At 36.8% G+C, this 14174-nt stretch carries 15 protein-coding genes; 10 read left to right on the top strand and 5 right to left on the bottom strand.

The features are described 5' to 3' along the window. Positions 1-51: 51 nt before the first annotated feature. Together NXS11_RS01125 and zwf are read right to left on the bottom strand one after the other, a co-directional pair. A complete protein-coding gene (locus NXS11_RS01125) occupies positions 52-906 on the bottom strand; it encodes an AraC family transcriptional regulator (protein WP_259197925.1) in 855 nt (284 codons plus the stop codon). Positions 907-1037: 131 nt separating this feature from the next. Next, on the bottom strand, positions 1038-2522 hold the full coding sequence (gene zwf / locus NXS11_RS01120) for a glucose-6-phosphate dehydrogenase (RefSeq protein WP_259197923.1): 1485 nt from the start codon (positions 2520-2522) through the stop codon (positions 1038-1040). 160 nt (positions 2523-2682) lie between these two features. On the opposite strand from zwf, the gene rnz reads away from it, so the two are divergent. Next, on the top strand, positions 2683-3600 hold the full coding sequence (gene rnz / locus NXS11_RS01115) for a ribonuclease Z (protein ID WP_259197922.1): 918 nt from the start codon (positions 2683-2685) through the stop codon (positions 3598-3600). A gap of 57 nt (positions 3601-3657) precedes the next feature. Here the strand turns inward: rnz and proC are convergent, their stop codons facing one another. Next, the gene (gene proC, locus NXS11_RS01110) at positions 3658-4476 is read right to left on the bottom strand and encodes a pyrroline-5-carboxylate reductase (protein WP_259197920.1); all 819 of its coding nucleotides are present in this window, start codon (positions 4474-4476) and stop codon (positions 3658-3660) included. A gap of 83 nt (positions 4477-4559) precedes the next feature. Between proC and NXS11_RS01105 the strand changes: the two genes are divergently transcribed. Then, a complete protein-coding gene (locus NXS11_RS01105; protein WP_259197918.1) occupies positions 4560-5327 on the top strand; it encodes an SDR family NAD(P)-dependent oxidoreductase in 768 nt (255 codons plus the stop codon). Positions 5328-5673: 346 nt separating this feature from the next. Here the strand turns inward: NXS11_RS01105 and NXS11_RS01100 are convergent, their stop codons facing one another. Further along, positions 5674-6582, bottom strand: coding sequence for an aldo/keto reductase (locus NXS11_RS01100; protein ID WP_259197916.1), 909 nt, complete (start codon positions 6580-6582; stop codon positions 5674-5676). A gap of 76 nt (positions 6583-6658) precedes the next feature. Here NXS11_RS01100 and NXS11_RS01095 point away from each other — a divergent pair, with 76 nt between their 5' ends. From NXS11_RS01095 to xerD, 3 genes are all read left to right on the top strand, one after another. After that, positions 6659-7201, top strand: coding sequence for an NUDIX domain-containing protein (locus NXS11_RS01095; RefSeq protein WP_259197914.1), 543 nt, complete (start codon positions 6659-6661; stop codon positions 7199-7201). Positions 7202-7297: 96 nt separating this feature from the next. Then, positions 7298-7756, top strand: coding sequence for a ferric iron uptake transcriptional regulator (gene fur, locus NXS11_RS01090; RefSeq protein ID WP_259197912.1), 459 nt, complete (start codon positions 7298-7300; stop codon positions 7754-7756). A gap of 26 nt (positions 7757-7782) precedes the next feature. Then, complete coding sequence (xerD, locus tag NXS11_RS01085) at positions 7783-8670, top strand: site-specific tyrosine recombinase XerD (RefSeq protein ID WP_259197910.1); 888 nt, start codon at positions 7783-7785, stop codon at positions 8668-8670. A 66-nt stretch (positions 8671-8736) separates the two neighbouring features. On the opposite strand, the gene NXS11_RS01080 is transcribed toward xerD, so the two are convergent. Continuing rightward, complete coding sequence (locus tag NXS11_RS01080) at positions 8737-9252, bottom strand: DUF309 domain-containing protein (RefSeq protein WP_259197908.1); 516 nt, start codon at positions 9250-9252, stop codon at positions 8737-8739. Positions 9253-9346: 94 nt separating this feature from the next. On the opposite strand from NXS11_RS01080, the gene NXS11_RS01075 reads away from it, so the two are divergent. The 5 genes from NXS11_RS01075 (at position 9347) to NXS11_RS01055 (ending at position 14077) form a co-directional block, all read left to right on the top strand. Continuing rightward, on the top strand, positions 9347-10081 hold the full coding sequence (locus NXS11_RS01075) for a segregation and condensation protein A (protein ID WP_259197906.1): 735 nt from the start codon (positions 9347-9349) through the stop codon (positions 10079-10081). Then, a complete protein-coding gene (gene scpB, locus NXS11_RS01070) occupies positions 10065-10613 on the top strand; it encodes an SMC-Scp complex subunit ScpB (RefSeq protein WP_259197904.1) in 549 nt (182 codons plus the stop codon). The genes NXS11_RS01075 and scpB overlap by 17 nt, the downstream gene beginning before the upstream one ends. Further along, positions 10610-11350, top strand: a complete 741-nt coding sequence (locus tag NXS11_RS01065) for a pseudouridine synthase (RefSeq protein WP_259197903.1) — start codon at positions 10610-10612, stop codon at positions 11348-11350. The genes scpB and NXS11_RS01065 overlap by 4 nt, the downstream gene beginning before the upstream one ends. A gap of 272 nt (positions 11351-11622) precedes the next feature. Then, a complete protein-coding gene (locus tag NXS11_RS01060; RefSeq protein WP_259197902.1) occupies positions 11623-12348 on the top strand; it encodes a response regulator in 726 nt (241 codons plus the stop codon). Further along, positions 12332-14077, top strand: a complete 1746-nt coding sequence (locus tag NXS11_RS01055) for an ATP-binding protein (protein WP_259197901.1) — start codon at positions 12332-12334, stop codon at positions 14075-14077. Before NXS11_RS01060 ends, NXS11_RS01055 begins: the two co-directional genes overlap by 17 nt. Positions 14078-14174 lie beyond the last annotated feature (97 nt).

Genomic DNA, 14174 nt, shown 5'->3' with positions numbered 1-14174 from the left:
ACATGCAGCTTTTTTAGGTTGTTTCGCCTCGTACTCAACTATTGTTGACTTCTATTCATCAACATTAACTGGCACACACAATTGTATCTTTGTAAATGCATCTTCAAATGAAATCTGAAGCGGATAGACCTCAAGATAAAGTCTGTTTCTCTCATACGGCAAGGTCAGTTGCAAACTTGTTTCAATATAATGCCATGCCTCACTCGTCGCAAAGTCAATCTCTCCTTGCAAATTAAACACCGCAAATTGTTGTTCAGATAAGTAACGATCTTCAAGATGTGCTGGGAAACGTTCACTTGGGACACCTACAAATACTTCCAATCCTTGATCAAGCGGGCAACTAACGACGAAAAGTTCATGCGGACTGCGATCGTTATACCGTATCAAGTCCTGCAAACGCCCGTCAGATTGTAAGTCTTCAAGAAAATCTGGAATAATAAAATGATTATCTAACTGCGCAGTCGGTATAAAACGTGAATGACCAACTAATGAAAAATCACCAATTTGTTCCAAGCGATATGGATACGGTGGATTAGATGTTGTTGTCAGCTTTAAATATAAACGATCTTGTATTTTTAACTGTTCTTGCTTTGTTTTGGTCTGTAAAGGTGACACACCATGATAATCGCTAAAATCATGTGCAAACGCATTAGCATCCGGATATCGATAACGCTTTGCCAAATCAATGAGTCGATTCGCCCCATGAATTAAATCTTTTGCTGCCAATGATAAACGTCTCGCACGACAATATTCAAAAGGGGTATATCCAACAATCATTGTAAACGATTGTTCCAAATGATAAGGAGAAATCCCAACGTAATCACTCAATGTTTGAAAATCGAATGCATCAAGAAGATGATCTTCAATATATACAATAGCTTGTTGTACATGTTTGATGACGTCCAAATTTGTCCCTCCTTACTTAATAAGTTAATTAGAATATGTATAATTCTAATAACCAGTCATATAAACCATTATAAATCAAAAAAGACTAAGTTACACGAAGAATTATGTAACTTAGCCAATTTTAATACGTATTATTGAATGTCTTCCCACCATTTAAAGCCATCTCTACTTAATAACAGGTGACTATCTAACGGGCCATTTGTGCCTGATGTATAATTTGGGAACTCTGGTTCAAACTTGTTCCATGCGTCTTGAATCACATCAACAAACTTCCAAGTTGATTTTAACTCTTCCCAATGTGTAAAGTTTGTCGCATCTCCTTTAAGGCAATCGTACAAAAGATTTTCGTAAGCATCGACTGTATTCATTTTATCTTGTGCACTCATTGAATAAGATAATTGTACAGGCTCTGTCTCAATACCTTGCACATATTTTTTACCGTTAAGATGTATCGATACACCTTCATTTGGTTGAATATTGATAACAAGTAAGTTTGAGTCCAAATGCTGATCCTTATCATAATACAAGTTCATTGGTACTTCTTTAAATTCTACAACGACTTGAATGCATTTACGTTTCATACGTTTACCCGTACGAATATAGAATGGGACACCTGCCCAGCGGAAATTATTGATCATGACTTTACCGGCAACAAATGTAGGGGTAGTAGAATCCTCAGCCACTTTGTCTTCCTGTCTATATCCAACAACACTTTGACCTTCTATCTCACCAGCATCATATTGACCACGTACAAAGTTATGTCTCACTTCTTCAGGTTCTAAAATGTTTAATGATTTTAAGACTTTAACTTTTTCTGAACGAATGTCATCACTATGCAAGCTAATAGGAGGCTCCATTGCTAACAATGCGACCATTTGTAACATATGGTTTTGTACCATATCTTTTAACGCACCGCTCGATTCATAGTAGCCACCACGATCCTCTACACCTAAAACTTCAGATGAGGTTACTTGAATATTAGAAATATATTTGTTGTTCCATAATGGCTCGAACATCGCATTACTAAAGCGTAAAACTTCAATGTTCTGTACCATATCTTTTCCTAAATAATGGTCGATACGAAAGATTTCTTCTTCTTTGAATGAACGTCTTATTTGTTCGTTAAGTGCTTCGGCAGATTTCAAATCCGTACCGAATGGCTTTTCAATCACTAGACGCTTGAAACCGGTTGTGTCTGTTAACCCTGAAGCTTTCAGATAATCTGTCACAACCCCAAAGAACTGTGGTGCCATTGCCAGATAAAATAGGCGATTGCCATCAAGAGAAAACTGTCTATCTAATTGATTGCTCAATGTAAGCAATTCTTGATAGCTTTCTTCATTGTTAACATCTAATCGTTGATAAAAAACATGTTGCATGAACTGGTCTAAATGTTTCGTATCATGGACATGCGCTTGAATTGATGCTTTGACTTGTGCTCTAAAATCATCAATTGATAATTGACGACGACCAATACCTACAATCGCAATTCTGTCATCTAGATTATCTTGTTGAAATAAATGGAATAGCGATGGAAATAGTTTACGGTGGCTTAAATCACCGGTCGCACCAAAAATTGTAATAAGCGCTGGAATATGATTATGTGTCTTATTCAAGATTCAAAACCTCAATTCTTCGTAGTGTTTTACGTTCTCATTATAAAACAAGAGCGCTATATGGTCATATATTCTGCTTTATTATAATTATATCATGCTATATTTTTGGGCGCGGTTCAACTATAATCTATGATAGGATAAGTGCTAAGGAGGCGTAACAATGGAAATCATTTTTTTCGGAACGAGCGCAGGGCTACCTACCAAAGACCGCCACACACAATCAATTGCACTCAAATTAGAACCTTATCAAACAAATATATGGTTATTTGACGTAGGAGAAGCTACACAACATCAGATTTTACATCACACCATTAAACTGGGGAAGGTTAGCCATATTTTTATTACACATATGCATGGCGATCATGTATATGGTTTACCTGGAGTACTGACAAGCCGTTCATTTCAGGGTGGGGAAGGTAAAGCTTTGACAATTGTTGGTCCTAAAGGCATTAAAGCTTTTGTTGAAACAAGCTTATCATTGACACATGTACACCTCAATTATCCGCTTCAAATTATTGAAATTGATCAACAACTGGATCTCACTATTGATGGCTTCCAAGTTCAAGCACGCCCGCTCAACCATGGTGTGCCTTGTTATGGCTATCGTGTTACCGCACCAAGTACACCTGGTACACTAGACGTTGCCAAATTAAAAGCCATTGGTATGGAACCAGGACCGATGTATCAGCAAGTGAAAAACCAAGATACTTTTGTATATGAAGGGATCGTCTATAATGCGCACGATTTTAAAGCACCTGATAAAAAAGGACCCATCGTTGCTATTTTTGGAGATACAAAACCATGTGACAACGAAAAAGCTCTGGCACAAAATGCCGATGTAATGGTTCATGAAGCGACATATATAGATGGGGACAAACAACTGGCAAATGATTATCACCATAGTCATATCGAGGATGTCCTACAATTGATTGAACATGCGCAGACTCAGCATGCTTTACTCACACATCTTAGTAACCGATATACAAAGGACGACATCAAAACCATTGAACAGCAACTTAAATCATCGCACAGCCAATCTTTTCAATTTGTTCAAGACTTTGATGCTTATCGCTTTTAATATGATTAAACAAACAGGCGGAGACACTCCATTTTTTGGTTCTCCGCCTAGTTATATTTAATCGCTTTCCTCTTGTTCAGATAATTCCACACTGCGCTCTACAGCCGCATTTAAACAATCAACAAAAATGCCTTCAATATCATAATTCGCCAAAGCGTTAAGACCTGCTTGTGTTGTACCACCTTTAGATGTGATATTTTTGCGCAATTGTTCCATGCTTAAATCAGAGCGTTCAATCATCTTACTTGTTCCAATAATCAATTCACGAATCGATTCTTCTACCTGTGATTTATCAAGCCCAAGCTTAGTTCCGGCATCGACATACTTTTCGAACACATGATATAAGAATGCAGGACCACTTCCTGTAATTGCTGTCACTTGATGCAAATGATCTTCTTTTACTTCAATGGCTGAACCAAAAGCATTGATAACTTCCAACACTTCATCTTTTGACATAGGATCAAAATTCGCCGAAAAACTAAGACCCGTCACTGAGTGTCCTACATGTGCATTCGTATTCGGCATAATGCGTGCAATTGGATTCGTGATATCCAATGCTTCTCGAATATACGAGATAGTTAATCCAGCCATGATTGAGATAAATTTGTTTTTACTATCCACGTGTGGTCTTATGCGTACAGCTAAATCGTCAAAATCATGTGGTTTAGAGCCTATAAATACATAATCTGCATCTTTTAACAGACTTGCATCATCATAGCTATAATTAATTCCAAGGTCTGACTGATATTGCTGTAGCGCTGCTTCATTAGAACGATTTGTTAAATAAATATTCTCTGGTAATAACACTTTAGAGTTAATTATGCCTGTAAATATTGCGTGTGCCATGTTGCCTGCCCCATAAAATACAATTTTCATACAGTTTTCACTTCCTCATGTGTATTCTTCTATCCACTATAGTAACATATATATTGTATAAAATATGAAAAAGGAGGGGTTTTATGTCAACACAGCATTATATCATCACAGGTGCTACCAGTGGACTGGGCTATGAGATCACCAAACAATTGTATCAACATAATATATATCTCACGTTGATAGTCCGAGATGTTGAGAAAGCAGAACGCTTATTTCCTAAGTTAGATTATCCCAATATCACGTGGATAGCCTGTGATATGACGAGTGCCGACGATATCATAGCACTATCTGACCAATTCTCTATGCAAGGCAAACGATATCATGGCTTGATTCATAGCGCAGGTCTTGGTTATTTTAAATCTATTACCAACCACACACATACTGAGATGATTCAGACATATCAAGTTAATACACTTCACTTTGTATTACTTCTCAAGCAACTGAAACCATATTTAACACATGATGCAACAATTGTAGGAATTAGTAGTCAAGCCGCTATGGCGACACAACCTCACGGAGCACATTATGCAGCGAGCAAAGCTGCATTTAATCATATATTGAATGCATTACGCTTTGAAGAACCCTCTTATCATATCTTGAATGTTATGACGGGACCTATTGCAACGCCTTTTCACATACATGCTGATCCAACAGGACAATACCAACAAAAAATGTCACGTATTATGTTGCAACCTCAACCACTCGCCGCAAAGATTATTCAAGCCATGTACCAAAAGAAACAAGAATTTTATGCGCCGAAATGGATGGCTGGAGCGCTTAGAATCTATCAACTCGCACCGAGATTGTTTGAAAAGCTCGGAAAGACATTCTTTATGAGCAAAATGCAATAAATAATAAGATAAAGATGTTCAGCTTCTGTGGAGTAAAGACAATAATAAGTACCCCGTTTTATTCATATTATCATTAAAATAGCTATTGTCATTTAGCGTACAGTCTATGGTGATTGTGCGCTCAAAAAGAAAAGGCAGAATGGCTCATCTTACCATCCCACCATAAAAGATATAAACAAAACATCGACAAAGAGGCTAGAAGACATATTCAAAATCTAATCATTTAGAAGCTAAGCCCAGCAGGTGACTGGCGTGACAATGTACTTTTATAAGCTTGTTCACGCTGAGTCATCGTTGCCAAAGTCAGACATAAATATTTTATCCACGCCACTATAAACCAATATACTTATTTAAGATGTTGCGTATAGTTTAAGTCTTTTACAATTGATCGTGCTTTGTTAATATTTATTGAATCAATCTCTTTGTTATATTGTGCAACATTCTCTTGTAGCTGTTGAACTGAACTTGCACCTACAATAATAGAACCTAAAACATCAAATGATCTCAAATAACTAAAGCTGAGTGCTGTTAATTCTGGTTCTATATCATGTAATGCAGATACGGTATCTTTTAATGAAGCAGCATCATAATCAAAAATACCTTTTGCAAATTTTTGCGCGAGTGCTTGTTCATAATTTTTAGTTAACAACCCCTTAAATACGGGACCACGTGCCAATAATTTTACACCATGTTCACGAACTTCATTCAGTAACATCTCAGGGCGATTATCAATCAAATTGAATTGTGACATCAACACTTCAATTTGGCTGTTTTCTAAATAATATCTTATGACGTTAGGTCTGATTGAAGATAAGCCGTATGCTTTCACAAGGCCTTCCTGTTTCAATTCCTCGAACGCACTGATTGTTTCATCTAATGGATCTTCAATCGTACCACCATGTAGCATGTATAAGTCCAGTTGTTCTAATCCTAAACGTCGTAAAGAATGTTTAATATTGTCTTTGATATAACGCTTTGATGGATTCCATACCATATCACCATTCGGTTGCAACTGATTACCAACCTTGGTACCAATGACAATATCCTCTCTTTGTTGATATTGATGCAATATTTTGCCAACAATCTCTTCATTAACGCCTTTATCATAAATATCTGCTGTATCAAAATAAGTAATCCCCGCTTCAAGAGCTGTTTCGATAATCTTCTGCGCTTGTTGTACATCAGTTCCCAGACTCATGCAGCCCAAACCTAATTCTGATAGCTCAATACCACTTTTTAAAATATTTTTTTGCATGATAAGACTCCTTCCGATAAACTTTATATGTGTAATCATATCAAACAGTTTGTACAAAATAAAAGGAGTGGCTTTTATGAATTTCAAAGAACCAACCGTTGAGAAAGAAACGATATATCATGGACGTATCATTGATGTCGAAAAACATCTCGTATCCCTTCCAAATGGTAAGACAGCGTATCGAGAAGTTGTCAAACATAACGGTGCTGTTGCAGTTTGTGCAATGAATCCTGAAGGGCAAGTCATTCTTGTGAAACAGTTTCGCAAGCCATTAGAACATGCTTTATTAGAGATTCCGGCTGGTAAGTTGGAAGTGGGTGAAGACCGTGAAGCTGCTGCAAGACGTGAGCTGGAAGAAGAAACAGGTTATCGTGCTAAGACGATGCAGCATATTGGCGATGTATATGGCACGCCTGGGTTTTCGAACGAACTTATCTCTATTTATTTTACAAATGATCTCGAAAAAGGGGATGTTAACTTAGATGAAGATGAGTTTGTTAAAACAGTTCTCTACTCTTTATCAGATGTAGAACAAGCTGTAAAAAACAGAGAAATTAATGATGCTAAAACACTGATAGCCTTCCAGCACCTATTATTATTTTATAATCATTCTAAATAATCAGGTGGAAATGATTGCTTTTTTTCTCAATTACTGGTATTTTAATGACATATAAACAAGACTAATTTTAATTATCAGTAGAGGAGTGAAGCTGCCGTGGAAGAACGACTTAATCGCGTAAAACAACAATTACAGCAAGCATCATATAAATTAACACCTCAACGCGAAGCAACGGTACGTGTTCTTATCGAGAATGAGGCAGACCACCTCAGTGCAGAAGATGTCTATTTAAAAGTAAAAGAGAAAGCACCTGAAATCGGGCTAGCAACTGTTTATCGTACACTAGAGCTGTTAGCAGATATTAAGGTCGTTGATAAGGTAAGTTTTGGTGACGGCGTATCTCGTTTCGATTTGCGCAAAGAGGGATCTAAGCATTTTCACCATCACCTAGTATGTATGGAATGTGGACGTGTGGATGAGATTGATGAAGACCTGTTACCGCAAGTAGAAGAGCGTGTAGAAAATGAATTTGACTTCAAAATTTTGGATCACCGTTTAACATTTCATGGTATTTGTCAAACGTGTCAACAAGAAGGAAAAGGAACAGAAGCATAAATCATTGCTAGAATCGAGGGCTATAGATGGAAGAGATACGAGACGAGTTTTTAAGATTTATACAGCTAGAAAAGGGCTTGTCAGCTAACACCATTGCTGCATATCGTCGTGACTTGAATCAGTATATCAACTATTTGCAATCACAGAAAATCACCCATTTAGATTTTGTAACACGTGATGTAATTCAGCAATTTTTTGGCTCTCGACACGATGAAGGACAGTCCGCAAAATCAATCGCTCGTTTCACATCCACGATTCGCAGTTTTCACCAATTTGCTCTACGTGAACGATATGCTTCCCAAGACCCAACTGTGTTGATTACAACGCCTAAATATGAGCGAAAGTTACCAGATGTTTTATCGATTGACGAGGTAGATCAGTTGTTAGATTCATTTGAATTGACTAAACTGAACGATTATCGTAACCGAACAATGCTGGAGTTACTCTATGCAACAGGAATGCGTGTATCGGAATTGATATATGTAGAAGTACAAGACGTCAATCTAATGATGGGATTTGTCAAAGTCTTCGGTAAAGGAAACAAAGAACGGATCATTCCGCTAGGTGAAACGGTAATTGACTATTTAACCCATTACATACAAGAAATCCGCCCGCAACTATTGAAAAAAACGGTCACAGATGTCCTATTTCTTAACTTACAAGGAAAACCTTTATCTCGACAAGGCGTTTGGAAGATGATTAAACAAGCAGGTATTAAAGCTGGTCTTTCGAAGCGCTTAACCCCTCATACACTGCGTCACTCATTTGCAACACACTTATTGGAGAATGGGGCAGATTTACGCGCTGTACAAGAAATGTTAGGTCACTCTGATATTTCGACAACACAGCTATACACACACATTTCTAGCACACAGATTAGAAAAATATATCAATCTTACCATCCTAGAGCGTGATATTCGTGCACTAGGGAGTGGAACAGGAATCTCATTGTTCTAAAAAAGATTCTGTCGTTCCATCCCCTAGTATTTTTTATTTTTCTGGCGTTTACTTAAAGCCATTTCCCTCGCAGCTATGACATCAGAACGATCACGATTACGATGGTGATGCATAATCGACGGTGTTTTCACAATAGCACTATACCATTTATAAGACGGATAATGTGTTAACAATTTTTGATATATTGTTGCTGTTAGAAGTATTTCAATGGGTTGGAACGGCTTTTCTGCTTTAGTAGCAGTAACTAATATTTGAATCTGTTGGCGAAATGCATGCGGTACTAAACCGAGTGCTTCAATGGCTTCATCACTATAATTTTCCACTATCTTTCCTGCTTTTCGATAAGAACGATATGCCCCATGAAAATTTTGACGTCTGTAGTGATATGAACCTGTTGCGAATAATATCAAACTGACGATTAAGTCATCTTTCGCATATTGATCTTGAGCTTTCCATGCATCTTCTAATATATCGTGACATAGAAAATAATGTTGCTTTGCATGAAATTGGTAGTAAAATTCAATCAGCGCATTTTGCATGACTATCTCTCCTAAAATTTATTCTCAACAATAAACATGCTATAATATTTTTTGGTAAGATGCACCTAACAAGCAAATTAGAGAGGCTTTAAGTATGTATGAAGTAAAATTAGACGCCTTTAATGGCCCATTGGACTTATTATTACATTTAATTCAGCAGTTTGAAATCGATATTTATGATATTCCGATGAAAGCATTAACAGAACAGTATATGCAATATGTCCATGCGATGAAGCAACTAGAAATTAATATCGCAAGTGAATACTTAGTGATGGCTTCAGAACTCTTAGTCATCAAAAGCAAATTATTGTTACCAGACCATAACTCGGATGATCTGATTGAAGAAGATCCACGTGAAGAACTTGTCGGCAAACTAATTGAGTATCAAAACTACAAAGCATATGCCGAAATGTTAAATGATAGCAGAGAAATACGTAGTCATCTATACACGAAAACACCTTCAGATTTGTCTAAATATGAACTAACAGAACATATGCCTGAAGGGACACATATCGATCTTACCGAATTGATTGTCGCTTATCAAAAAATGAAGCACCGCATCGCACTCAAAAAACCAAAAGCTGTTGAGATTAAGAAAGAGACGTTTACGATTCAACAGTCGACCGATCGTATTTATCAACAGTTAAACAAACATCAGAATATTAATTTTTTTGATTTGTTTGATTTTAACGAATCTATCGAACATGTCGTGACATACTTTTTAGCTTTATTAGAAATGGCAAAAACGGGTGCAATTCAAATGCAACAAGTCGAAGCATTTCATAATATAGAAATCACTAAAGGAGTCAACTATGGCACACAATCTTAATGCAGCGATTACCGCTTTGCTATACACGGTCGGGGAAGATGGCATTGAAGTAGATCAGTTATTAACATCATTAGATATTGATGAACCCACACTTAACGAAGTACTGACAAACTTAAAACTACCTGGGTTAACTGTTCAAAAATATGGTCAAACTTATGTTTTAACCACACAGAAAGAAATGGAACCTTATATCGAATCTTTAATATTAAACAAAGTCTCGACAAAACTTTCACAAGCATCGATGGAAGTCTTAGCAATTATTGCTTACAACCAACCTGTGACACGCAGTGATATCGAATTGATTCGCGGAATTGCTTCCGACGGGCCAGTGAAAACACTGATTGCAAAAGGCCTTGTCGAACCAAAGCAACAACCAGATGTAAGGGGACAACAGCTGTACACAACAGATCTGTTTTTAAATGTTTTTGGCTTAGAGTCACTCTCTGAACTGCCAACAACTGATGAAGAAACAGAAGAAATCGAATCATTTTTTAGTAATCTTGTTAACCAGAAAGGACAACACAACACATGAGCAAAGAATTAGAACGCCTACAAAAACGCATCGCTAATAGTGGCTATACCTCACGTCGTAAAGCTGAAAAACTCATCCAAGAGGGGAAAGTTCAAGTAAATGGCAAGACTGTCACAGAACTCGGTACAAAAGTACGACCATCTGATGAAGTTTCAGTTGAAGGGATTCCATTAGAACTCGAGGATAAGCTGTATATTTTATTCTACAAACCAGCACAAGTGATTACGAGTGTTTCTGATGATCGTGGTAGAACCGTCGTGACAGATTATTTTGATGATCTGGAAACACGAATCTATCCAGTGGGACGCCTCGATTATGATACATCAGGTGTACTACTGTTAACAAATGACGGTGAATTTACGAACTTAATGACACATCCGAAATACAAGATTCCCAAAACATATATCGCTAAAATTGAAGGCTATATTTTAAGAGAACAAGTTAAGCAATTGGAACAAGGGATTGTGTTAGAAGATGGTAAAACACAACCAGCACAAGTTAAAGTAAAAAAACAAAACAAAGAAAAAAATACTTCTTTAGTTGAAATTACGATTACGGAAGGACGTAACCGTCAAGTCCGCCGTATGTTTGAGCATTTTGGTTTTAAAGTCACAAAACTTTCTCGCATCTCATTCGGTCCATTGACTTTAAAAGGGCTAGGTGCTGGTGAAGGGCGTGTACTATCACCACATGAAGTTAAGACTTTACGCCAATTAGCACAAAGTGGCACACATTAAAGTCATTTTTGTGGCATAGTCATCGAATGACACAGAACCTTATCGCTGACTGATATATCCATATGCAATTTCAAACTTACACATTCTTGAAAATATAGTAGAGATTTCCCTACTATTATGCGAATTAATTCACATGCTATAATATTAAGAGATGAACCAATATGAAAATTGTTTATGTTTCGTCTCTTATTCTTTTATTATCAAGTATAAACAACAATATGCTATAATATGCATTGAGTATAAAATGTCAACTTATGTGGGAGGTATGTCTTGTGACTAAAGAAATCTTAGTCGTTGATGATGAACATCGTATCAGGAAATTACTTAGATTATTTCTTGAAAGAGAAGGTTATGAAGTTGCAGAAGCCAGTGATGGGCGTGAAGCATTCGAATTAGCAACAAAATATGATTATGCGTGTATCTTGTTAGACTTGATGTTGCCAGAAATGGACGGGCTTGAAGTGGCAATGCGTCTGCGTGAAACAAAAGATACGCCGATTATTATGTTGACCGCAAAAGGTGAAGAAAACAATCGTGTAGAAGGTTTTGAATCGGGCGCCGATGACTATATCGTTAAACCTTTTTCCCCACGTGAAGTCGTATTGCGTGTCAAAGCTTTATTGAGACGTACACAGTCTGCAATCACCGAACAAAATGAACCACATGCACGTGATATGATTGAGTTTCAACATCTCACAATTGATAATGATGCACACAAAGTATTGGCAGATGGTTCACCGGTCAACTTAACACCTAAAGAATATGAGCTGTTAATTTTCTTAGCCAAAACACCGAATAAGGTATTTGATCGCGAGCAATTGTTAAAAGAAGTATGGCATTATGAGTTTTATGGGGATTTACGCACGGTAGATACACATGTTAAACGTTTGCGTGAAAAATTAAATCGCGTGTCAAATGATGCTGCATCAATGATTCAGACTGTTTGGGGCGTAGGCTATAAATTTGAGGTTTCACAAGCAGATGAAACGTCTAAATAGTGTCGTTATTAAACTGTGGTTAACTATTATTTTTATAGTAACGACAGTTTTAATTTTATTAAGTGCAGCACTCATTACTTTTATACAATATTATTTCACGCAACAAACGGAACAGTCCTTATATGAAAATGCCGAAAACATTAGTACCCTCATAGAAAAAAGCGAAAATAGGCAACTTGCAATTGAACATAGCGAGCTGCTATTAGAAGGTGATAAAGGGATTATACTACCTGAAAGTACTGCTCAAACGTCTAATCAACCACTAAAAAGACATATGCAAAAGGTGATTGAACAAGATCGTCGACTAAGTAATGTATTAACAACACAACAAAAAGCACTGAAACATGTCACGTTTAAAGTTGATGGTAAACAGCGTGCATATGTTCTTTTAGGGTATCCAACTCAGGATGCGAAAGGGCAAAAATCTGCCATTTACATCTATGAAGATTTGCGTAGTATTGATGATACAAATAATGTTATTGCGATTACTATTTTAATTACAGCCGTTATTTTTCTAATCATCACAACAATTTTTGCCTTTTTCTTGTCAACGAGAATTACAAATCCTTTACGACAACTTAAGACGCAAGCACAAGAAATAGCAAAAGGGCACTATAATAAGCAAGTATATGTACAGACAAAAGATGAAATTGGTGAATTGGCAATCGCTTTTAATCAAATGAACCACCACATTCAAAATCATATAGATGCACTTACAACTTCGAAAAATATTCGTGATACACTGATTAATTCTATGGCACAAGGTGTTTTAGGAATTAACCATCAACGACAGATTATCCTCTCCAACAATCTTGCGCATAAAATGATGCTAGATATGACAGTGGATGATAAAGCACTCTTTGATGCACAGATTAATCAAACATTTGCGAGTCAACAAACAAAGTATCGCGAATATGAAATCAACCAACAGCATTACGAAGTCATCATGAGTTATATCGATCGCATTCAGACGAATAAAGAAAGTGGTCTCGTTGTCATCATTCGAGATATGACTAAAGAACACCATATGGAACAGATGAAAAAAGATTTTATCGCGAGTGTCTCACACGAACTGAGAACGCCTATTTCATTATTACAAGGCTATACGGAATCGATTGTTGATGGTGTGGTAACAGAACCTGAAGATATTCATGAATTTTTGCTTATTGTACTTGATGAAACGAAGCGTTTAAGTCGACTTGTCAATGAATTGTTAGATGTTGCCAAAATTGATGCAGACGGTATTAACATTACACCTGAAGTAAGACCGATGTATGAATTGGTTAATAAGATGGCGACGAAATATCGACAACAAGCAAATGAATTGGAGTTGAATTTAGATTTTCAACTCAATGGCACTATGTTAGAGAATTGGTATTATGATTTTGACCGCATGGAACAAGTTTTAACGAATCTTATAGACAATGCATCGCGGTACACAAGACCAGGAGACAGAATTTCAATTCATGCACATGAAACGACATTGCACCATATTCTAAAGGTTCAAGATACAGGCGTCGGTATTGCCCCTGAACATGTCGACAAAGTATTTGAACGTTTCTACAAAGCCGATGCAGCACGAAAACGAGGCAAACAAGGAACGGGGCTAGGTCTCTTTATCACACGTATGATTATCGATGCTCATCGCGGTACGATTGAAGTAAAAAGTGAGGTTAACGTAGGAACAACATTTACAATTAAACTACCAAAATACCCTGTACAGCAATAAGTTAAGACTATCACATGCAAGCGTTGGGATTGGAATTTCAATTTCACTATTATTTGAATACATTATTATTAATTGATCCTAAATTTTTGATGAATTA

Origin of the sequence: Staphylococcus americanisciuri (assembly GCF_024814435.1) — a bacterium.
Lineage (GTDB): Bacteria > Bacillota > Bacilli > Staphylococcales > Staphylococcaceae > Staphylococcus > Staphylococcus americanisciuri.
The sequence above is the reverse complement of the archived record's forward strand: the minus strand, read 5'-3'. Positions and strand labels throughout refer to the sequence as shown.

What these genes read in the sequence shown, in the direction of transcription:
- NXS11_RS01065 (WP_259197903.1), top strand. Translation starts at nt 10,610, where the DNA reads ATGAGCAAAGAATTAGAACGCCTACAAAAACGCATCGCTAATAGTGGC.
- NXS11_RS01080 (WP_259197908.1), bottom strand. Translation starts at nt 9,252, where the DNA reads ATGCAAAATGCGCTGATTGAATTTTACTACCAATTTCATGCAAAGCAA.
- NXS11_RS01105 (WP_259197918.1), top strand. Translation starts at nt 4,560, where the DNA reads ATGTCAACACAGCATTATATCATCACAGGTGCTACCAGTGGACTGGGC.
- NXS11_RS01055 (WP_259197901.1), top strand. Translation starts at nt 12,332, where the DNA reads ATGAAACGTCTAAATAGTGTCGTTATTAAACTGTGGTTAACTATTATT.
- NXS11_RS01075 (WP_259197906.1), top strand. Translation starts at nt 9,347, where the DNA reads ATGTATGAAGTAAAATTAGACGCCTTTAATGGCCCATTGGACTTATTA.
- NXS11_RS01100 (WP_259197916.1), bottom strand. Translation starts at nt 6,582, where the DNA reads ATGCAAAAAAATATTTTAAAAAGTGGTATTGAGCTATCAGAATTAGGT.
- xerD (WP_259197910.1), top strand. Translation starts at nt 7,783, where the DNA reads ATGGAAGAGATACGAGACGAGTTTTTAAGATTTATACAGCTAGAAAAG.
- proC (WP_259197920.1), bottom strand. Translation starts at nt 4,476, where the DNA reads ATGAAAATTGTATTTTATGGGGCAGGCAACATGGCACACGCAATATTT.
- rnz (WP_259197922.1), top strand. Translation starts at nt 2,683, where the DNA reads ATGGAAATCATTTTTTTCGGAACGAGCGCAGGGCTACCTACCAAAGAC.
- scpB (WP_259197904.1), top strand. Translation starts at nt 10,065, where the DNA reads ATGGCACACAATCTTAATGCAGCGATTACCGCTTTGCTATACACGGTC.
- NXS11_RS01095 (WP_259197914.1), top strand. Translation starts at nt 6,659, where the DNA reads ATGAATTTCAAAGAACCAACCGTTGAGAAAGAAACGATATATCATGGA.